Source organism: Streptomyces pluripotens, from assembly GCF_000802245.2.
In the GTDB taxonomy this organism is placed as follows: domain Bacteria; phylum Actinomycetota; class Actinomycetes; order Streptomycetales; family Streptomycetaceae; genus Streptomyces; species Streptomyces pluripotens.
Genome location: NZ_CP021080.1, coordinates 4,382,653 through 4,402,592, shown reverse-complemented (window position 1 = coordinate 4,402,592; position 19,940 = coordinate 4,382,653). Strand labels below are relative to the sequence as shown.

Here is a 19,940-nt window from a genome sequence, read left to right as displayed (position 1 = left end):
CGGCCGTGCACACCGCCGGAACGGGAACGGGAACCCTCGTGGGTCAGCCGTGCCAGGTGCGGGTCCGCAGCGGGAGCCCGGACGCGCCCGATTCGGGGGTGCGGACCGCCAGGACCTGGTTGACGCCGATGCGGTTGCGTTCGAAGGCGAGTGCACTGGCGGCCATGTACAGGCGCCAGACGCGGGCACGCCCGGGGCTGCTGAGCCGGACCGCGCGGTCCCAGTCGGCCTCCAGGTTGGTCACCCAGCACCGCAGGGTGCGGGCGTAGTGCTCACGGATGGACTCCACGTCCCGCACCTCGAAGCCGGCCCGCTCCAGTTGGGTGACGGTGGTGCCGATCGGGGCGAGTTCGCCGTCGGGGAAGACATAGGCGTCGATGAACCGGTCGACCTCGTACGACGCTTCGTCCTGCTGGGGGCGGCGGGCGATCTGGTGGTTGAGCAGCCGGCCGCCGGGTTTCAGCAGGGCGTACAGATCGCTCGCGTACCGCAGGTAGGGTTCGGCACCGACGTGTTCGGCCATGCCGATGGAGGAGATCGCGTCGTAGGGTCCGTCGACGACGTCCCGGTAGTCCTGCACCCTGATCTCCACGCGGTCGGTCAGACCCTCGTCAGCGACGCGCTTGCGGGCGTGGGCGGCCTGCTCCTGGGAGAGGGTGACGCCGACGACGCTCACGCCGTGCTCGCGGGCGGCGTGGACGGCCATCGAGCCCCAGCCGCAGCCGACGTCCAGCAACCGCTGGCCTGCAGTCAGACCGAGCTTCCGACACACGAGTTCAAGCTTGTCCCGCTGGGCGGACTCCAGGGTGCCGCCGTCCTCCCAGTAGGCGCACGAGTAGATCATGGACGGGCCCAGGACGATGCCGTAGAAGTCGTTACCCACATCGTAGTGGTGGCTGATGGCCCGCCTGTCGCTGCTCCGGGTGTGCAGGTGGCGGCGCCTGCGCACCTCCTCGCGGGGCGGGGCGGGCGGGAACGGCAACCCGGTGAGCTTCAGCAACTCATATCCGGCGACCCTGACTTCGGGGTCACGCAACGCCTGGGCGAAGCTACGGGCGTCCTCGTCCCGCTCCCAGATCAGCCCCGCCATCGAGTCGAGCACGGAGTACAGGTCTCCCTCGATGTCCAGGTCGCCGGAGACCCAGGCCCGGGCCAGTCCCAGTTCACCTGGTGGGAACAGCATCCGGCGTAGGGCACGACGGTTGCGCACGACGAGTGCCGGGGCGTCCGGCGGCCCGTCCTGCGAACCGTCCCAGGCCCGTACCCGTACCGGGAGCGGCACTCCCAGCAACTGCTCGGCGAGTCTCCTGAGCCGCGATGCGGCGTCGGCCATGACGCACACCTCCAAGACGACGATCCCGGATGCCTGTTACCACGAAAACACCGAGAGCCACCCCACACAGTCCCGCAAAGGGGTTACGGCCGCATAAAGGCAGGTAAACCGAGAAAACCGAAGGACCTCCCGCACCACGGATGGCGGGAGGTCCTTCGGGTGATCGGTTGACCGCGGTTCACAGACCGCTACCCGACGAGGGTCAGGAGGCCTTGGCCTTCTCCCCGGTCTTCGGCGCCGCGGCGACCGGGGCCGGCTTCGCGGCCTCGTAGAACTCCTCGCGCGGGTTCTGCATGGCGCCGAGGGAGACGACCTCGCGCTTGAGGAACATGCCGAGCGTCCAGTCGGCGAAGACACGGATCTTGCGGTTCCAGGTCGGCATGGCCAGACCGTGGTAACCACGGTGCATGTACCAGGCGAGGCGACCCTTGACCTTGATCTTCATCTTGCCCATGACGATCATCGCCACGCCCTTGTGGAGGCCGAGACCGGCCACCGCGCCCTTGTTGGCGTGCTCGTACTCCTTCTGCGGGAAGCCCCGCATACCGGAGATCACGTTGTCGCCGAGGGCCTTGGCCTGGCGCAGGGCGTGCTGGGCGTTCGGCGGGCACCAGGCGTTCTCGTTGCCCGCCTTACGGCCGACGAGGTCCGGGACCTGCGCGTTGTCACCGGCGGCCCAGATGTAGTCCGTGCCCTTGACCTGGAGCGTGGGCTCGCAGTCGACGTGGCCGCGGGGGCCGAGGGGCAGGCCGAAGCGGGCCAGGGCCGGGTTCGGCTTGACGCCAGCGGTCCAGACGATCGTGTTGGAGTCGACCTCCAGCCCGTTCTTCAGCACCACGTGTCCGCCGACGCAGGAGTCCATGGAGGTGGAGAGGTAGATCTCGACACCCCGGCTCTCCAGGTGCTCCCTGCCGTACTGGCCGAGCTTGGGGCCGACCTCGGGAAGGATCTTGTCAGCCGCGTCGACCAGGACGAACCGCATGTCCTCGCGGGAGACGTTCTTGTAGTACTTGGCCGCGTCCCGGGCCATGTCCTCGACCTCGCCGATGGTCTCCGCGCCCGCGAAGCCGCCGCCGATGAAGACGAAGGTGAGCGCCTTGCGGCGGATCTCCTCGTCAGTCGTGGAGTCTGCCTTGTCCAACTGCTCCAGCACGTGGTTGCGCAGCCCGATGGACTCCTCGATGCCCTTCATGCCGATGCCCTGCTCGGCGAGGCCGGGGATCGGGAAGGTACGGGAGACCGCGCCCATCGCGATCACCAGGTAGTCGAAGGGCAGCTCGTACGCCTCTCCCACGAGTGGGGCGATCGTGGCCACCTTGCGGTCCTGGTCGATGGTGGTGACCCGGCCGGTGAGGACCTCCGCCTTCGGCAGCACGCGCCGCAGCGGGACGACGACATGGCGAGGGGAGATGTTGCCGGCGGCGGCTTCGGGGAGGAAGGGCTGGTAGGTCATGTACGACCGGGGGTCGACGACCGTGACGGTCGCCTCTCCGTAGCGCATCTTCTTGAGGATGCGCCGAGCTGCGTACAGGCCTACGTACCCACCGCCTACTACGAGGATCCTGGGACGCTCCGTGGTGCTCATGCCATCGAGTATCCACCCGCCCCCAGGGGGCTGCTCGTGCGCCCCTTCACAAGGTCTGACAGGGCATATGTTAAACTCCGCGGCCCGCGTGACACAGATCATGTGACCGAAAGGGAACCGCGGGGTGGTTCGCCCCATTGTCAATACCGCGTGAGCTGCCCATCCGGGCCCTTCGACCCCTTGCGGAGCATCTCCACGAACCCCTCCCCGCTCACCCTGGAAGCACGCGCATAGGACTCGCGCGAGGACTCCCGAGGAGCCCTTTGCCCCCCGGACGGGTCAATGAGGGCCTTCCAGTCCCCCACCAGGGCAGAATTCCTTGTGAAGAAGTTCACGAACTTTTCCAGCGGCACACCATCGGAGCTCCGGGCGACCCGCTCACACGTTACCGAAACCGCTCAACAGAGGCTACTTGCCAGTAGCGGGCGGACCGGAAAACACCCCCCGCCGGACCGGTCCCCCGATCCGTTCCGGCGACGCCGACGGACGCCGTCAAGGTGGGCGACCGGCGGGACACCTACCGCAACCTGTGACGCCCCGCCCGGCACCACCTTTGCCGTAGTCACCGCCAGGTGGAACGGGATCCGCTCGGCTGAGTGGGGCGAGCGCAACCGACCAGCGGGCGCCGACCGGCTCCGCCCCTCAGCGCGCCCCGCTCGCCGCGTAATGAGCGATGCCGTCGAGGATCGCTCGCGAACGCGGCTCCCCCGGAGCCACCGCGTGTACACACAGACGCGTACACTGATGCCATGGCCGAGAACACCGTGACAGTACGAGAGGCCCGCGCACATCTCGCGGACCACATCAACCGGGCCGAGGAAGGCATCCCGACGGTCATCACGCGCAACGGCGCGCCGGTGGCGGCCGTGGTTCCGATCACGGACTTCGAAGCTCTGGAGGAAGCGGCCGACGTGATGTTGGCGCGCGAAGCGGAAGCGGTCCTGGCCGAGGGCGGCCCCACCGTAACCATGGCGGAACTGCTGGCGGACCTGTTCACCGAACACGGCGGCGAGGCGGCGTGAAGTACGCCTTCCGGTTCACCACGGCGGCGCAGCGGCAGCTCCGGGCCATCAGCCGGCCCGACGCTATGCGCATTCTGACCGCGCTGACCGCACTCGGTGACGACCCGTACCGCGAGGACGCCGACATCAAGAAACTCACCGGCCCGTCGGGGCTCTATCGGCTCCGAGTCGGAAGCTACCGGGTCGCCTACCAGATCGACGATGGTGAACTCGTCGTCCTCGTCGTCAAGGTGGGCGACCGGCGGGACACCTACCGCAACCTGTGACGCCCCGCCCGGCACCACCTTTGCCGTAGTCACCGCCAGGTGGAACGGGATCCGCTCGGCTGAGTGGGGCGAGCGCAACCGACCAGCGGGCGCCGACCGGCTCCGCCCCTCAGCGCGCCCCGCTCGCCGCGTAATGAGCGATGCCGTCGAGGATGTCGTGCTCGCTCACCACGACCTCTTCGGCACCGATCCGCTCCATGATCGCGAGAAGCACCAGGGCCCCCGCGCCGATGACGTCGACCCGGCCCGGGTGCATGGAGGGCACCGCTGCGCGCTCGGCGTGCGTGGAACGCAGCAGCCATTCGGTGATCTCGCGAACGCGTTCGCGGGAGATCCGGGAGTGGTGGATGCGCGCGGAGTCGTACTCGGGCAGGCCCTGGGCGATCGCGGACACGGTGGTGACCGAGCCGGCCAGGCCCACCAGGGTGTGCGCCTCGCGCAGCGGGACCGTCTGCTCCACGAGGTCCAGGGCGGCCTCGATATCGGCCGTTATGGCGGCGATCTGCTCCTGGGTGGGCGGGTCGGTGACCTCACCGTCGCGCACCAGGTGGCGTTCCGTCATCCGCACGCAGCCGATGTCCACGGACCGCGCGGCCCGGGCGTGCTCCTCGCCCACGACGAACTCGGTGGAACCGCCGCCGATGTCCACCACCAGGAAGGGCTTGGTGAGGTCATCACGCCCCGTCAGCTCCCTGGTGGCCCCGGTGAAGGAGAACTCGGCCTCCTGGTCGCCGGTGATGACCTCCGGCTCGACACCGAGGATGTCCAGGACGCCGCGTACGAAGTCGTCGCGGTTCTCGGCGTCACGGGAGGCCGAGGTGGCGACGAACCGGATGCGTTCGGCCCCGTGTTCCTTGATGACCGCCGCGTACTCACGACAGGCAGCGAAGGTGCGCTCCAGTGCCTGCGGGGCGAGCCGGCCGGTGCGGTCGACGCCCTGGCCGAGCCGCACGATCGTCATGCGGCGGTCCAGGTCGACCAGTTCGCCCGTCCGCGGGTCGACGTCGGCCACCAGGAGGCGGATGGAGTTTGTACCGCAGTCGATGGCGGCGACGCGGGTCACTGCTCGTCCTCCTTCGGGAGGGTCACGCAGGCGCCCTTGCGCCACCACTCCGGCAGCATGGCGAGAGCCTCGTCGCCGAGCGGGTTGACCCCCGGGCCCGCGGCCAGGGAATGGGCGACCAGGACGTGCAGGCACTTGACCCGGTCCGGCATGCCGCCCGCGCTCGGGAAGCCCTGCAGCTCCTCGATCTCGTCCCGGCGCCGGATGTAGTCCTCGTGCGCGGCCCGGTAGGCGGCGGCCAGTTCGGGGTCGCGCTGCAGCCGTTCCGTCATCTCCTTCATCACACCGCTGGCCTCCAGCGTGCCGATGGCCGAGGACGCCTTCGGGCACGTCAGGTAGTACAGCGTCGGGAAGGGTGTGCCGTCGGGCAGGCGCGGTGCCGTCTCCACGACGTCCGGTTGGCCGCACGGACAGCGGTGTGCGATGGCCCGCAGGCCCCGCGGCGGGCGGCCCAGCTGCTGCTTGAAGGCCTCGACGTCCGCATCGGTGGGCTCGGTGCGCGGAGTGGGCGGCGGAGGGGTTTCCATAACTGCTTTCAGGATGGCTTTCTGTGGGTTGCCGACCGGGGGCCGGCCACTGGGTGGAGGCCGATTGCCGGCCGGGGGCCGGTCACCGGCCGGAGGCGTCGGACTTGTCGACGCCGTCCCAGACGTTCGCGTACCAGGGCCGGTGAGCGGCCCTCAGGTCGGCACGGGACTGCGTGGCCGCGCCCGGGGCGACGACCACGTACCCGGTCTCCCCCGGCAGCACGTAGTGCAGCCTGCGCCGGATCTGCTGCTCGGCATAGGCGTCGTCCTGCCAGCGCGCCTTGAGGTCGCGCAGTTGTTCGACACGTTGGCGGGCCCGATCTTGTTGCCGCTGGAGGTCGGCGATCTCCGCGCGCTGGGAGACGTACTGCCGCATCGGATAGGCGAGCGCGACGATCAACGAGCACAGCACCAGCGCGAGCAGCGCCGCGCGACCGGTGAGCCGGGAGCGGCGGGCCTGCCGCTTCGTCTGGGAACGGTAGACCCGGGCCGCGGTCTGCTCGCCGAGCAGCCGCAGTCTGGTCGTGGTGGAGAACCGGTCACGGTCCTTCACGGCCATTTTCCCCGCCTCCCGCTCACACGCACGTACGTCCCCGGACACGGTACGGGACCGGGGACGGGGACGTACGGACGACTGGCTAGGGCTTAGCCCGGTGTGGGTCAGTCCTTCGAGATCTCGACGTGGCCCCGGAAGCGCGGGAAGGCGCTGCGGCCGGCGTACACCGCCGCGTCGTCGAGGATCTCCTCGATGCGCAGCAGCTGGTTGTACTTGGCGACACGCTCGGAGCGGGCCGGTGCGCCGGTCTTGATCTGACCGCAGTTGGTGGCGACGGCCAGGTCAGCGATCGTGACGTCCTCGGTCTCGCCGGAGCGGTGGGACATCATGCACTTGAAGCCGCTGCGCTGGGCCAGCTCGACGGCGTCCAGGGTCTCGGTCAGCGAGCCGATCTGGTTGACCTTGACCAGCAGGGCGTTGGCCGCACCCTCCTCGATGCCGCGCTGCAGGCGCTCCGGGTTGGTGACGAACAGGTCGTCGCCGACCAGCTGGACCTTGTCACCGAGCTTGTCGGTGATGACCTTCCAGCCGGCCCAGTCGTCCTCGAACAGCGGGTCCTCGATGGAGACCAGCGGGTAGGCCGCCACCAGCTCCTCGTAGTACTCCGTCATCTCGGCGGCGGAGCGCTCCTTGCCCTCGAAGAGGTACTTGCCGTCCTTGTAGAACTCGGAGGCGGCCACGTCGAGCGCCAGGGCGACCTGCTGGCCGGGGATGTAGCCGGCCTCCTTGATGGCCTCCAGGATGAGGTCCAGGGCCTCGCGGTTGGAACCCAGGTTGGGGGCGAAACCACCCTCGTCACCGAGGCCGGTGGCCAGGCCCTTCGACTTCAGGACCTTCTTCAGGGTGTGGTAGACCTCGACGCCCCAGCGCAGTGCCTCGGAGAAGGACTCCGCGCCGATCGGGGCGATCATGAACTCCTGGATGTCCACGTTGGAGTCGGCGTGCGAGCCGCCGTTCAGGATGTTCATCATCGGCACCGGCAGCAGGTGCGCGTTCGGGCCGCCCAGGTAGCGGAAGAGGGGGAGGTCGCTGGCCTCGGAGGCGGCGTGCGCGACGGCGAGCGAGACGCCGAGGATGGCGTTGGCGCCGAGGGAGCCCTTGTTGTCAGTGGCGTCCAGGTCGAACATGGCCTGGTCGATCAGACGCTGCTCGGTGGCGTCGTAGCCGACCAGCTCCGGGCCGATCTGCTCGCTGACGGTGAGGACGGCCTTCTCGACGCCCTTGCCCTGGTAGCGGTTCGGGTCACCGTCACGGAGCTCGATGGCCTCGAAAGCGCCGGTGGAGGCGCCGGACGGGACGGCGGCACGACCCGTGCTGCCGTCGTCGAGGCCGACCTCGACCTCGACCGTGGGATTGCCTCGGGAGTCCAGGATTTCCCGGGCTACGACGACGTCGATGGACGGCACGAGCATCTCCTTCTTGGATGTGACGCTGGAAGTGCACGGCTGGGTGCCTTACGGCTGCGCCTTGCGACTAGAGCCTAACCGCCACGGGGCCATCGGCCAGCCGACCGACCGTCCCGTGGACACGCCCGACGGTACCTTTTGTTTTCAAACGAAACAAAGAGGTCTCCCTACAGAGGACGGAAAAACCCCGCCCCGGCGCGTACGGGGGAACACGCGCCGGGGCGGGGAGTCCTGGGAGTCAGGGGTGAGAGTCCCTCACGAGACCGGAGGGCCTCCGGCGCGGGGCGCCGGGAGTGGGGGCACCGCGACTCCGACCGGAGCCCGGTGTCACTTCAGGTGCAGCTGCTGGCCCGGGTAGATGAGGTTGGCGTCCTCGATGATGCCCTTGTTCAGGTCGAACAGCTTCTGCCAACCGCCCTTGACGCCGTGCTTGACGGCGATGGAGCTGAGGGTGTCGCCCTTGACGACCTTGTACTCGCCATCCCCCTTCTTGACCCTCTTGCCGGCCGGAGTAGTGACCGTCTTACCCACGGCCGGACGCTCAGCGGAGCGGGAGGCGGCCGGCTGGCCGGTCGAGCGGGTGCTGGCGCCGCTCGACGAGGAGGTGCCGGCGGAGTTGTTCGAGGAACTGCTCGGGGCGGAGCCGTTGTAGGGGGCACTCGTCAGACCCGTGCCGCAGACCGGCCAGGCACCCTTGCCCTGCGCCGCCAGAACCTTCTCGGCGATGGCGATCTGCTGCGCCTTGGTGGCGTTGTTGGCCGTGGCGGCGTACTGAGTGCCGCCGTACGCGGCCCAGGTGGAGGCGGAGAACTGCAGACCGCCGTAGTAGCCATTGCCCGTGTTGATGGACCAGTTGCCACCGGACTCGCACTGGGCGACGGCGTCCCACTGGGAAGCGGTGGCGGCGGAGGCGTTGCCGGCCGCCATCAGCGGGGCGGCGACGGCGGCGCCGGTGACACCGGCGAGCGCGAGGGCGCGAGCGGCCTTGGACGGACGACGATGCTTGCCCTTGCCGGAAAACAGCATGGAACGATCCCCTCACCGACGCCTGCGAGGTGAGCTGTCGGGTTCGGGCCGGTTGGGCTGCCCGGCCGCATCCCACGTCTTGCTCTACGTGCGATGCGGCTTCACCCCAAGCCGATTCCAGCTCAACTGCTGGCATCGGCACTTACCTTGGGTCCCCCGCTCCTGCCTGCGGCGCTTACGCGTCGAATGTTCCCGGGCAGCCGCTGGCAGGATTCGGCGTTGCAGCTGCCGGGGCTCGTGGTGACGAGCGGTCCTGACCGTAGACACGCGATCCGTGGAATTTCAAAGACGATCAGGGCTTCTGAGACTCATCCCACACTTTCACCTAAACGGACATTAGCGGCGAAGTATGGCGTCAACTTCCCCTACTTTGCACCCGTTTCCGCACCGACTTCGAGGGTCTGACCGGCGACGATGTGGTCCGGATCGGCACCGACCACCCCCTTGTTCCCGGCATAGAGCGCACGCCATCCGCCGTCGACGTCAAAGGAGTCGGCGATGGAGGTCAGGGAGTCGCCCTCGCGGACGGTATAGGTGCCCGGCTCACGTGAGGCGTGACGACCCAACACCTCACCCTTCTGTCCGCTTTTCACGCTTCCTTCCGCACTCTCGCCACGGTGGCGCCCGCCGCCATCGAGAGTGCCGGTGTCGACCAGACTCCAAGAGCCTGCACCTTGACGGGATGTGCCCGAGTTGTCGGTATTCGGGCCGGCCGCAGAAGAGCCCTCACCCCCCTGCGCATATCCCGCACCAGATGAAACTGACTTGTCGGACTTAGTGGCATTGGACCCTTTGAGGTCGGCATCCATACCGGGGTCCGTGGCTGCATCCTCGCCCGGGGTGTAGCCCGGCACGGGCGTCGAGCCCGGAGAGGAACCGGGACCCAAACCCGAACCGGGATCGGAGTCGGAGCCAGAACCGGTGCCGGTGCCGGTGCCGGTTGCAGTGTCGACGTCGGACGAGGGCGATCCGGGCAAAGAGGACCCGGGCGAAGAGGGCGACGACGAAGAGGGCGACGACGGAGTGGAGGAGGAAGGGCCAGAGGGAGAGAAGGACGAGGACCCCGAGGAGGAGGGTGACAAGGGGACGGAGGACGACGAGGTCGAGGAGTCGGACAGACCGGTTGAAACGGAGTCGTCGGACAGACCGCCGGAATGGTTCGCACCGCCGGCGCCCCCCAGGCCTCCGACCCCCGTGTCCACATCCACAGCGCCCGAGCCCGGCGTCAGGCCGGACCGCTGGGCGCAAGTGGCCCAGGGAGCGGTGCTCTGGTCGCCGAGTATCTCCTCGGCGACGGCGATCTGCTGCGAGCGGCTGGCCTGGTCGGGGCTGTCGGCGTAGCGGCTGCCGCCGTACTTCACCCAGTCATCCTGCGAGATCTGCAGGCCGCCGTAGTACCCGTTGCCGGTGTCGGCACTCCAGGACCCCCCGCTCTCACACTCGGCCACCTTGTCCCAGGTGGTGCCGTCGGCCGCGTTGGCGCTCGCGGCGCCGAGCAGTGGGATGGCGATGGCCGAGCCGGTCACTCCTGCCGCTACGAGCAGAGCCGGAGCCTGGCGGGGGCGACGGTGACGACCATTCCCGGAGAGCATGCGGAAACCTTTCGCGCGACAGCAGTACCAGCGCGACGGATGGTGCCCGCCGCGCTGATGGGTGAACGTATCGGCTGACGATCACTTGTCACAAGTCAATGCCGCACAGATCACGCAAAGATCACAGGGTTAACGGAATGTCACGTTTAAGCTCGTGGAACCTCTTCGGGAACCGGGGTGAACTCCACGGGCAGGGTGCGTAGTCCGCGCATGATGAGCCCGCCGCGCCAGCGCAGTTCGGCCGGGTCCGCGGCGAGCCGCAGGTCGGGCATCCGGGTGAGGAGGGTGGCGAGCGCGGTCTGGCCCTCCAAGCGGGCCAGTGGCGCACCCAGGCAGTAGTGGATGCCGTGGCCGTAGCCGAGGTGCTGGTTGTCCCGCCGGGCGAGGTCCAGTACGTCGGGTTCGGAGAACCGCCCCGGGTCCCGGTCGGCGGCGGCGAGGACGACAAGCACCGGGTCTCCCGGCGCGATGTCCTCACCGCCGATGGTGAGAGGTTCGGTGGCGAACCGCCAGGTGGCCAACTCCACCGGCCCGTCGTAGCGGAGCAGTTCCTCCACTCCGGTCTCTAGGAGGTCCCTTGCCCCTCGTGCCAGGGACCCCTGCAGGCGGTGGCGTTGTTCGGGGTGGGTGAGCAGGGCGTAGGTGCCGTTGCCGATGAGATTGACGGTTGTCTCGAAGCCTGCGAAGAGGAGGATGAAGGCCATGGCGGCGGCTTCGTTCTCCGTGAGGTGCTCACCGTGGTCGGAGGCGCGGATCAGGCCGGAGATCAAGTCCTCGCCGGGTGCGGGGTCGGCAGGCAGTGCCTGGCGCTTCTTGTGAATCAGTTCGGCGAGGTAGCCGCGCATCTTCTTCACCGACCGTGCGACCCCACCGCGCGGCCCTCCCCCGTGCCGGATCATCATGCCCGCCCAGTCGCGGAAGTCATCTTGGTCCTCGCTCGGGACGCCGAGCAGGTCGCAGATGGCGTAGATGGGCAGCGGGAAGGCGAACTCGTGGATCAGGTCGGCCGAGCCGCGCGCCGCGAACTGGTCGATGAGGCGGTCGGTCAGCTCCTGCACACGGGGGGCGAATTCGGCGACGCGTCGGGGCGTGAACGCCTTGCTGACCAGCCGGCGCAGCCGTGTGTGGTCCGGCGGATCGATGTTCAGCAGATGCGTCATCAGGTCGGCCTTGCGCTCACCAGGGATGCCGGTCTTGCCCTTGGCGTGGGCGGGCTCGTCATGATGCGCCGGGTTCTTGCTCAGCCGTTGATCGGCGAGGGCTTGTCTGGCATCGGCATACCGGGTGACCAACCAGGCCTCGACTCCACTGGGCAACCGGGTCCGGTGAACCGGGGCGTGCTCGCGCAGCCAGGCGTAGGCCGGATAGGGGTTGGCGGCGAACTCCCAGGTGAACAAGGCGGGCGCTGAGTCGGAAGCCGTCGAGGGGCGGGGCGGATTGGTCACTCCACGACGGTATCCGGACTCGGGTGGCCAGGCTTCGGGGCGGCCGGCGGAACCAGGCCTGCGGATCGGACACGATACGGGCGACGGAGGCGGACTGGCACGCACGAACACGCATCACTTCCATGAACGCGAAGGAACACGGACGGACACGGATGGACACAGACGGACACGGATGAACTCAGGCGCACAGAAGAACAGGAGGGGAGCTGTGGGAGCGGAAGGTGAGCTGGTGTGGACGCTCCTGCACAGGGCTACGCCTCGCCCACTGCCAGTCCCTCCGCCACACGTATCGCATCCCGATACGCCCGTGCCGCTGCCCGCAGTGCCGCCTCCGGATCGACTCCGGCGGCATCCGCGCGCACCGCGAGCGCGAGCAGTTCGTAGCCGACCCCCTCCGACGTCGGCAGGGGGACGTCCAGGCCCGCCGTGCGGGCACGGGAGGCGAGCTTGGCGGCGAGGGCGAGGCCGGGCTGACCGAGGGGAACACCCTCCGTGACCGAGCTGCGCCGCTTCTCCTCGGCCTTGGTGCGCAACCAGTGCTCCTTGACCTCCTCGGGGGTCTCGGCCTTCTCGTCGCCGAAGACGTGCGGGTGGCGGTGGATGAGCTTGGCGACGATGCCGCCCGCCACGTCGTCGACGGAGAACGGCGCGTCCGGATCCTCCTCGGCGATACGGGAGTGGAAGACGACCTGCAGGAGGACATCGCCCAGCTCTTCGCGCAGTTCCTCGCGATCGCCGGCCTCGATCGCCTCGACCAGTTCGTACGCCTCCTCGATGCCGTACTTGGCCAGGCCCTTGTGCGTTTGCCGGGAGGACCAGGGGCACTCGACGCGGATGCGGTCCATGACCTGCACGAGGTCCAGGAGACGAGCGCCGGGCAGGTCGTAAGAGGCCGGGAGCAGCTCCAGCTCCGGCATGGAGATGCGGCCGGAGCCGGCCAGCCGGGCCAGGCCGTCGGTGAGCGCCGGCTCACCCTCGCCCGTCGCCACGACCACCACCGTCCGGCCACCGGCGCAGGCGTCGACCAGCTGCTGTGCGGTGGGGGACACCGCCTGCACGGCCGTCCCGGCCTCCCGCAGGTACGGCAACTGCGGATGTGCGCCGTCCGCGCACAACACGACATCGGCGGTGCGCAGGGCCTGCCAGGCGGGCCAGGAGAGCAGGCCGGGGGCGACGCGGTGGCTGGTGGTGAGCAGGACGATGCGGCCGGGGCCGGCGACGGGTTCGGGACCGGCGGGGCCGGGGGCGGCGGCTGCGGAGCTGGATGCGTTCACGATCCGAACGTAACCCACGCGGCGGGGGAGCGGTTTCCGTTGTCCACAGGGACAGGCCGATCTTGCGATCGTACGACTGTGACCTGCCGTTTCATCGCTCACCATCCCGGCCCCGCGGCGACCACGGCCGTACCGCTCCGACGGACCGGCTGGCCCACCGGTCCGCCGGCCTGCCGGTGACTCCGGTGCCGCCGCCAGTACGTCGATCTCTCGCTGCCGTGGTCGCCGCGGGGCCGTGGTACCCCGGTCTGTCGGCCCGCGGTCCGTCAGCCCGTCGTCTATGTCGTGAGCAGCTGACCACCCGCCGTCGTGACCTCCCGTACCCAGGGTGTCTTGACGTCCACCCGGCTGCTCTTCTGCACGTCCCAGGCCCCGTAGCGCGGGTTGAGGGCAACGTGGAGTTCCCCGGAGGCCTTGGACAGAGCCTTCCAGAAGGCGGGCTGGCCGGTGTCGGTGCCGAGCTCGGTCGCGAGTTTCTGCGCCTCCAGCTGGAGGCGCAGGTTGTCGTCGAGGTGTGCGGGGTCGATGCCGTACTTCTGCAGCCAGGCCGTCTGAAGCCCCTTGGCCCCGCCGACCTGCTGCTCCAGGCCCGCCCGCATCTGCTGGACCTCCTTGCGGGTGACCGTGACGCCCGCGTCCTGAGCGGCCCGGTGCAGCACCCGGTCGAGGACCATGTTGTGCAGGGTGTCGCGGGTCAGGCTGCCCGTGGAGGCGAGGACCTGCCGGTACTGGGCGTCGTTCGCCACCGCGGCCCGCTGGGCCTGACGGACCTCGTTGACCCGGTTCTCCAGTTGGGCGACGGTGATCCGCTGCCCTCCGACGACGGCTGCCGCGCCCGGGTGCGCATCGTTTCCACAGGCGGTCAGGAAGGGTGCCGCGGCGGCGATCGCGGCGGTGAGTAGGAGGGCGGTGCGACGACGGCGGTGCAAGGAAACCTCCCGAGGAGATTGCAATAACAAGTGCGGCGCGCAGCACCCCCGTCAAGGGTGGTGGTCGGCGACGGGCGGGCGCACAGGGTCTTGCGGTGATCGATGGTAGGCAGTGGGCAGGCTGCGGCCAACCCATTCGACCAACGATTCGCGTGCACTTCGGGCACCGCCGCGCCCGGCCCGAGGGCGTACGGCTCAGCGGATGATGGCCACCGGGGCGTCCCACGCGTCACGGTCGACGGTGAGCGTGACGCCCCCGTGGCTCTCCCTGCTGTTGACCATGTACTGGTGAGCGCGGCTGTGGTCGGTGAACCGGGTGGAGCCCCAGGGCCAGTCCGAGACGGTGGTGTTGTGCTTGTCCCAGCGCGCGTACCAGAGGTTGCCGGGCAGGCCTTTCCTGTTGGACGCGGTGACGACGGCCTTGGCGCTGGAGCTGCTGAAACCGTAGGAGCCGGCCCGGTAGGTCTTGGCACGCAGCCCCTTGTCGAAGGCGCGCACGTAGGTCAGCACGGCCTCGTTGCACGCCTTGTCCTTGATGTCGTAGGCCTCGACGTCCAGGTAGACGGGACTGCCCTTCCTCATCCCGAGCGCGGAGGCCCTGGCCACCGCGTCAGCGGCGTCCGAGGCGCCGAGGGAGGCGGCGGTGCGGGCCGTCAGCTTCTCCGGGTTGGCGCCGGACCGGCAGGGCGGCTGGGCTCCCACGTAGATCGGGATGAGCTTCCAGCCCATGGTGTTGACCGACTTCACCCAGGAGGCGGTGAGGTGGGGCTGGGAGCAGCCGCGGTTCTTGCCGCCCACGTAGACGGCAGCGGCGCCGTAGAAGCCCGTGTGCCAGGCCTTCATCGTTGACAGCGAGGGCGCGGCACAGGTGTCGAACGCACGGCCCTTGAAAGTGCGCTGGGCGGGCCAGGTGGTGGCCGCCATGGACGTCTGCGCGGCGATGCCGGCCGCGGCGGCAACGGCCGCACCGGCCACCGCCCACGTGAGGTACCTGCGCTTCTTCGATTGCCGGTGGCCGGCCATGAGTCCCACCCCTGATCGTGCACGGCGGTCCGCGCGCGTGCTTGTTCGGCGACGACGAAGCGCAAAGTACCGGGCTCCGTCACCGCGTTCGCACAAGTCAAGATCCCCGGGTTCACGAGAAGCACCCAAGGAACGGCACATCCTAGCCGTGCACCTGTCCCAGCCATTGCAGGGTGCGGCGGATCTCCACGGCCATGGGGTACCCGGGTCCGTGCATCCGTTCCACCTCCATCAGCAGTCGCGCGAGGATGTCGTGCGCGGCCGGCCGGTCGCCGAGGGCGAGCAGCAGGTGGCCGATGCGCCGGCGGACCTCGTGGGCGAGCTGCAGGTCGCCGGAGACGTACTGGTTCTCGTAGTACGGCAGCAGCGCGCGGTACTCGGCCAGCGCGGCCGACGGTTCGCCCAGTTGTTCCAGACACTGCGCGGCCTCGTACCGGAAGCGCAGGGACTGCGGGTCCGCCTGGCCGGCCTCGGCGGCACGTTCGTCGGCGAGGCGGCGCAGTTCGGGCAGCGCGCGCCGGTACTGGCCGTCGTCCATGAGCGTGGCCGCGTACTGCTTGCGCAGGGTGCGCACCACCGGGGAGCGCTCGCCGTGCTGTTCGGCGGCAGCGGGCAGGATCGTGCCGAGCATGTCGACGGCTTGGGTGATGCGCCCCTCCCCGAGCAGCCGCTTGACCTCGTCCACGGCCGCGGCGACATCGGGTTTCTCGCCCACCAGCGGCGCCGGCGCAACGGAGGCGGGCTGGGGCGCAGGGGTCCGTGCGCGGTCGGGCCAAGGGGCGTGCGGACGCAGGAAAGGCCGCGTGGGGTCCAAGGGCGCCCCCGTCGGCGTCCCCCGCGCGGGCAGAAGGACTGCCAGGTCCTCGTACACCTCCTGCGCGGACGCCGGCCGGTGCTGCGGGTCCTTGGCGAGCAGCCGCAGGACGAGGGTTTCGAGTCCCTCGGGGACCTCGGGGCGGATGCGGCGCACCGGTAGCGGGGGCTCGTACAGATGCCGGTGCAGCACGCCGAGCGCCGTGGAGCCGACGAACGGCACGTCGCCGCTGAGCAGTTCGTGCATCAGTACGCCGAGCGCGTAGAGGTCGGTGTACGGACCGACCGCGCCGCCCATCGCCTGTTCGGGCGCCATGTAGGCGGGCGAGCCGATCGGGGATCCGGTGTGGGTGAGGCGGGTGGTGTCGGTGTCCATGACCGAGGCGACGCCCAGGTCAAGCACGGTGACCGTGCCGTCCTGCTTGACCATCACGTTGCGCGGTTTGAGGTCGCGGTGGATGATCGGCACGGCGTGCACGGCGCTCAGCACCGCGCACAGCTGGGCGGCCACCGCGACCGTCCACTGCCACGGGTACGGATCGTGTTCGGCGAGATGGTCGGAGAGGTCCGCACCATCTACGTACTGCATGACGAGGAACAGTTCGTCGCCCTCGCTGCCCGCGTCGTGCACGGTGACCAGACCGGGGTGGTCCACCTGCGCGGTCACCCGGCACTCACGCACGAACCGGCGGCGCAGCTCGTCCGCCTCCTGGCCCGCCACCTTGTCGGGGCGCAGCAGTTTCACCGCCACGCGCCGGTCGAGCCGTTGGTCGTACGCCGTCCAGACCTGGCCCATGCCGCCCTGTCCGATGAGCGTGGACAGTTCGTACCGGCCGGCGACGACCCGCCCTGTCGCCACGGTCACCTGCCGCCCTCGTGCCCGGGAACCCCACCGTGGCCGTCGTCCCGCCCGCCGCCGTGCTGGCGCAGGTAGTCGCTCAGCTCATCCAGTTCGGCTCGCACCTGGTCGATCCGGGCGGGCGCCGGGTGCCTGGGCGGCGGGGTGTTCGGCGGCGACGGAGCGACGGGCGTGTGCGGCACCGCGGACGGGCGAGGGGGAAGGGGCGGGGCCACGGGTGCGTCGGCAAAGGCGGGGGTGCCGGAGACATACCCCACGGGACGGAATCCCGCGCTCGGTGTGGTCGTCGCCGTGTACGGGCTCGGATGGCCTGGGTAGCCGTACGCCGGCGCCACCTGCTGCGTCAGGTGCGTCTGTCGCTCCATGAAATGGCGGATGTCCGCGGCCAGGTAGTACGCCGGCGCACCCACGAACAGGATGAGCAGCAGCACGACGCCGACGTAACCGCCGGTGGTGTGGATGTCGTCGCCGGGCTCGCTCCCCAGCAGCACGAAGCTGAGGATGTCTGCGACCAGCGTCGCGACGAACAGCCCCCAGTCCAGTGACCGGCGCGTGACGGCGGCCAGCCGCAGCATCATCGCCCAAGCCAGCAAGCCGAAGCTGAGGAAGCCGAGCGCCACGAACAGCACACGCAGGAAGACCAACCACCCGGTGTGCGGTGGCTTCTTCACCGACTGACCGTGGCCGTGGCCCTGCATGGCTGCTCCTGATGCCTGAAATGGGTGTGCCCGTCCGGTGTGCTCCGGGTCGGGCAACGCCGGTCGTACGCCTGTCGCTTCGAGCATATGGCCCGGCATGGACGAGCGGCCCGGCCTGTACCGAACCGTTGCCGGGCCCCTCAGCACTCGGCGGTCGATCAGGGATCAGTCGGGCGTGACCGTGCCGTCGGTGAGCCCGTCGTACATCCCGCGCACCAACTGCTCTCCGAGCCGACCCGCATGGCGCAACACCCGCTCGAACTCGTCGAGTGCGCGGAAACGCGCGCCGTAACGCCGTTGTTCGTCCAGGGGGAGCCGGGGCAGCTGCATCCGGCGCACGTCCAGCCGGGTCGCGGTGGAGGCGTAGCTGCTGGCCTGCCGGTTGTTGGTGGTGCCTCGGAGGAAGCCGGCCAGGAACCAGGGGTCGAGCGCCGTACGGTCGGGGCGCAGAAGCACGAGGTTGCGCCCCAGGGCGGCGCCCTCCGTGGCGTCATCGACCACGCGCGCCACTGCGCCACCGCCGAGCACCGGTACGACGACGTCGCCCGGCTCGGTCAGTACGGCCTCCTCCTCACTCTCCGGGAGCGTGCCCGAGGGCGCGGTTCCGGAGAGGACATCGTGGTCGGTGAGCACGGGCGCCCGCGCGTGGCCACCGTTCCCGCCGGTGCGCAGCACCAGCGCGCCCCCACGCGCGAGTTCGCCAACGGTGGTGAGCGGCCAGCGCACCGGCGAGGCCGGGTCAGCGGGGGGCGGGGTGAGCTCGACGGTCAGGCGCAGGGTCGCACCGAGGCGCTCGCGCACCTCCGTGAGCTGCTCCGCGCCGCCGTCTGCCGCCGGCGGCAGATGACGGGCGGGGGCCAGGTCCACGTCGTCGTCGAGGAGTTCGATGACCGGAACGGAACGCGCGAGTCCGGGTCGTTCGCCGAGCCGCCCGTCACGCGCGAAGGCGCCCCAGGCGTCCAGGACGGCGTCCCGCACCGCCTGCCAGTCCGGGCCTGCCTTCCCCTCCCCGGCGAACCTCCCGGCGTCCACCAGCAGCACCTCGGGCGTCACCGGAGTCCGGCCGGGCCGGCGCAACACCCATACGTGCAGCGGGATGTTGTACGGCGGTGCCGCCCCAAGCGGCAGCGCGACGACGGCTCTGAGCGCCCCCCGGCGCAGCAGGTCGGCGCGGATCCGGCGCCCGGAACGTCGGGACGCGACGGCCGGCGGCATGAGCAGGACGGCGGTGCCGCCGTCGGCCAGCCGGGCCAACGCGTGCTGCACCCAGGCCAGCTCGGACTCGGTGCGGGCCGGGAAGCCATACTCCCAACGGGGGTCGTAGGCGAGTTCGTCGTGGCCCCAATTGCGCTCGTTGAACGGGGGGTGGCACAGGACCGCGTCCGCGCGCAGCTCCGGATAGGCATCGGCGCGCAGGGCATCGCCTGCGACCCCGCGCACGGCGGCGCGGGAGTGCAGGGCAAGCCGCAGCGCGGTGAGTGCGGCCAGGTCGGGGGCGCTGTCCTGGGCGTATAGCTCCTGGTCGGGACGCGGGTCGACGGCACGCAGCAAGGCCCCGGTGCCGCAGGCCGGGTCCAGCACGGTTCGGGCAGGGCCGGCGAGGTCGGCCATGACACCGGCGAGCTCGGCCGGGGTCAGCGTGTACTGGCGGGGGTTGGCGTCCACATGCCGGCTCAGCAGGAACTCGAACGTCTGCCGCGCCCCGGCCTCGGCGGCCAGCTCGGCGGCACCGCGTAGAAGCTGGGCGGAGGCGAGGATCTGAGGTCCGGTGGGCATACGCAAGGCAAGGGTGTCGCGCCCCGCATGGGGGCTGTGCTCCGCGCGGGCGCTGCGCCGGGCGTACGTTCCCAGCGCCGCAGGGACGCGGGGAACAGGTGGTGGGGTGTTCACATGGTGCGGGGTCGATGAGGAGTTCACACCCGGCGGCTCGGGTGCCGCGTTCACGTCGGATGTGGTCGGTGCGGAGTTCGCGACAGGCGGGACCGGGCCAGGATCCACAGCAGGTGCGGCCTGCAGGGTGTTCACGTTCCGTGCCTGCTGGGAGGCGTTCACGGCCTCCGCGCCACCGACAGAACGGCCCCTGTGAACCGCTCGGCCCGACGGACCGCCGAAGCGCGGCGCCAGCGCGTCCTCCAGAACGCCGGGCAGCATCGCGGCCAGCCGTGCGTCGGAACCAGCGCTCGCTTCGAGCCACACGGTGGGGCGCTCGTGGATCAGCAGCAGCACGCAACCGACGTGCACCAGGGCCACCAACGGGCCCTCGGGGTGACCGGCCAGTTGCTGCCAGACACGTTCACGCAGCGGGACCTCGGCGAGTTTTCCCTGCTTGCGGAGCCAGGCCTCGACCTCGGCGAGCGCGAACGACGGGCTGGTCTCGGTGCCGCCGACCGGCTTGGGGAAGTCTGCGTGGCGGCGACGCCAGTTGCTGACGGCAGCGCGGCCCACTCCAGCGAGCCGCGCGATACCGGCCGCCGTCACCTCTGTCGCATTGTCCTGCACCCGCCCCACTCCCCTCGTCCCATG

General features: G+C 69.9%; 18 protein-coding genes, 1 pseudogene and 1 riboswitch. Of the genes and pseudogenes, 3 read left to right on the top strand and 16 right to left on the bottom strand.

What is annotated here, in order from left to right:
* Positions 1-43: 43 nt before the first annotated feature.
* Positions 44-1,333: an SAM-dependent methyltransferase gene (locus tag LK06_RS19985; protein ID WP_039652724.1), complete on the bottom strand. Its 1,290-nt coding sequence runs from the start codon at positions 1,331-1,333 to the stop codon at positions 44-46.
* Between the two features lie 202 nt (positions 1,334-1,535).
* Complete coding sequence (locus tag LK06_RS19980; protein WP_039652723.1) at positions 1,536-2,918, bottom strand: NAD(P)/FAD-dependent oxidoreductase; 1,383 nt, start codon at positions 2,916-2,918, stop codon at positions 1,536-1,538.
* 749 nt (positions 2,919-3,667) lie between these two features.
* On the opposite strand from LK06_RS19980, the gene LK06_RS19970 reads away from it, so the two are divergent.
* Both LK06_RS19970 and LK06_RS19965 read left to right on the top strand, forming a co-directional pair.
* Entirely contained in the window at positions 3,668-3,940 is a 273-nt protein-coding gene (locus LK06_RS19970; RefSeq protein WP_039652721.1) for a type II toxin-antitoxin system Phd/YefM family antitoxin, read from the top strand.
* Positions 3,937-4,206, top strand: a complete 270-nt coding sequence (locus LK06_RS19965; protein WP_039652720.1) for a type II toxin-antitoxin system RelE family toxin — start codon at positions 3,937-3,939, stop codon at positions 4,204-4,206. The genes LK06_RS19970 and LK06_RS19965 overlap by 4 nt, the downstream gene beginning before the upstream one ends.
* A gap of 109 nt (positions 4,207-4,315) precedes the next feature.
* On the opposite strand, the gene LK06_RS19960 is transcribed toward LK06_RS19965, so the two are convergent.
* From LK06_RS19960 to LK06_RS35085, 6 genes are all read right to left on the bottom strand, one after another.
* Complete coding sequence (locus tag LK06_RS19960; RefSeq protein WP_039652718.1) at positions 4,316-5,269, bottom strand: Ppx/GppA phosphatase family protein; 954 nt, start codon at positions 5,267-5,269, stop codon at positions 4,316-4,318.
* Positions 5,266-5,796, bottom strand: a complete 531-nt coding sequence (locus tag LK06_RS19955; RefSeq protein ID WP_039652717.1) for a DUF501 domain-containing protein — start codon at positions 5,794-5,796, stop codon at positions 5,266-5,268. Before LK06_RS19955 ends, LK06_RS19960 begins: the two co-directional genes overlap by 4 nt.
* Positions 5,797-5,878: 82 nt before the next feature.
* The gene (locus tag LK06_RS19950; protein ID WP_039652716.1) at positions 5,879-6,355 is read right to left on the bottom strand and encodes an FtsB family cell division protein; all 477 of its coding nucleotides are present in this window, start codon (positions 6,353-6,355) and stop codon (positions 5,879-5,881) included.
* A gap of 101 nt (positions 6,356-6,456) precedes the next feature.
* Positions 6,457-7,764, bottom strand: a complete 1,308-nt coding sequence (eno, locus tag LK06_RS19945; RefSeq protein WP_039652714.1) for a phosphopyruvate hydratase — start codon at positions 7,762-7,764, stop codon at positions 6,457-6,459.
* Positions 7,765-8,085: 321 nt separating this feature from the next.
* Complete coding sequence (locus LK06_RS19940; RefSeq protein ID WP_043433624.1) at positions 8,086-8,784, bottom strand: LysM peptidoglycan-binding domain-containing protein; 699 nt, start codon at positions 8,782-8,784, stop codon at positions 8,086-8,088.
* A gap of 4 nt (positions 8,785-8,788) precedes the next feature.
* Positions 8,789-8,968, bottom strand: a riboswitch (cyclic di-AMP (ydaO/yuaA leader).
* A gap of 181 nt (positions 8,969-9,149) precedes the next feature.
* Positions 9,150-9,377 (bottom strand): LysM peptidoglycan-binding domain-containing protein, encoded by a 228-nt coding sequence (locus LK06_RS35085; protein ID WP_308355252.1) that lies wholly within the window; start codon positions 9,375-9,377, stop codon positions 9,150-9,152.
* A gap of 352 nt (positions 9,378-9,729) precedes the next feature.
* On the opposite strand from LK06_RS35085, the gene LK06_RS35080 reads away from it, so the two are divergent.
* Positions 9,730-10,125 (top strand): hypothetical protein, encoded by a 396-nt coding sequence (locus tag LK06_RS35080; protein ID WP_324618369.1) that lies wholly within the window; start codon positions 9,730-9,732, stop codon positions 10,123-10,125.
* Here LK06_RS35080 and LK06_RS35075 read toward each other — a convergent pair.
* The 8 genes and pseudogenes from LK06_RS35075 to LK06_RS19900 form a co-directional block, all read right to left on the bottom strand.
* Positions 10,089-10,376, bottom strand: a pseudogene (locus tag LK06_RS35075) (transglycosylase family protein); the annotation flags it as partial. The gene LK06_RS35080 and the pseudogene LK06_RS35075 sit on opposite strands and share 37 nt — an antisense overlap.
* A 146-nt stretch (positions 10,377-10,522) precedes the next feature.
* Entirely contained in the window at positions 10,523-11,821 is a 1,299-nt protein-coding gene (locus LK06_RS19930; RefSeq protein ID WP_043406212.1) for a cytochrome P450 family protein, read from the bottom strand.
* Between the two features lie 251 nt (positions 11,822-12,072).
* On the bottom strand, positions 12,073-13,095 hold the full coding sequence (locus LK06_RS19925; RefSeq protein WP_039653178.1) for a nucleoside triphosphate pyrophosphohydrolase: 1,023 nt from the start codon (positions 13,093-13,095) through the stop codon (positions 12,073-12,075).
* A gap of 278 nt (positions 13,096-13,373) precedes the next feature.
* Entirely contained in the window at positions 13,374-14,024 is a 651-nt protein-coding gene (locus LK06_RS19920) for a SurA N-terminal domain-containing protein (protein ID WP_039652707.1), read from the bottom strand.
* Positions 14,025-14,219: 195 nt separating this feature from the next.
* Positions 14,220-15,047 (bottom strand): glycoside hydrolase domain-containing protein, encoded by an 828-nt coding sequence (locus LK06_RS19915; protein ID WP_039652705.1) that lies wholly within the window; start codon positions 15,045-15,047, stop codon positions 14,220-14,222.
* 142 nt (positions 15,048-15,189) lie between these two features.
* The gene (locus LK06_RS19910; RefSeq protein WP_267886100.1) at positions 15,190-16,683 is read right to left on the bottom strand and encodes a serine/threonine-protein kinase; all 1,494 of its coding nucleotides are present in this window, start codon (positions 16,681-16,683) and stop codon (positions 15,190-15,192) included.
* Positions 16,684-16,721: 38 nt separating this feature from the next.
* On the bottom strand, positions 16,722-17,417 hold the full coding sequence (locus LK06_RS19905; protein ID WP_039652701.1) for a hypothetical protein: 696 nt from the start codon (positions 17,415-17,417) through the stop codon (positions 16,722-16,724).
* Positions 17,418-17,582: 165 nt separating this feature from the next.
* Complete coding sequence (locus LK06_RS19900; RefSeq protein ID WP_039652700.1) at positions 17,583-19,916, bottom strand: N-6 DNA methylase; 2,334 nt, start codon at positions 19,914-19,916, stop codon at positions 17,583-17,585.
* Between the last annotated feature and the right edge of the window lie 24 nt (positions 19,917-19,940).

Coding starts and splice junctions, on each gene's coding strand:
- LK06_RS19985 (WP_039652724.1), bottom strand. CDS start 1,333: ATGGCCGACGCCGCATCGCGGCTCAGGAGACTCGCCGAGCAGTTGCTG.
- LK06_RS19980 (WP_039652723.1), bottom strand. CDS start 2,918: ATGAGCACCACGGAGCGTCCCAGGATCCTCGTAGTAGGCGGTGGGTAC.
- LK06_RS19970 (WP_039652721.1), top strand. CDS start 3,668: ATGGCCGAGAACACCGTGACAGTACGAGAGGCCCGCGCACATCTCGCG.
- LK06_RS19955 (WP_039652717.1), bottom strand. CDS start 5,796: ATGGAAACCCCTCCGCCGCCCACTCCGCGCACCGAGCCCACCGATGCG.
- LK06_RS19950 (WP_039652716.1), bottom strand. CDS start 6,355: ATGGCCGTGAAGGACCGTGACCGGTTCTCCACCACGACCAGACTGCGG.
- eno (WP_039652714.1), bottom strand. CDS start 7,764: ATGCTCGTGCCGTCCATCGACGTCGTCGTAGCCCGGGAAATCCTGGAC.
- LK06_RS19940 (WP_043433624.1), bottom strand. CDS start 8,784: ATGCTGTTTTCCGGCAAGGGCAAGCATCGTCGTCCGTCCAAGGCCGCT.
- LK06_RS19915 (WP_039652705.1), bottom strand. CDS start 15,047: ATGGCCGGCCACCGGCAATCGAAGAAGCGCAGGTACCTCACGTGGGCG.
- LK06_RS19905 (WP_039652701.1), bottom strand. CDS start 17,417: ATGCAGGGCCACGGCCACGGTCAGTCGGTGAAGAAGCCACCGCACACC.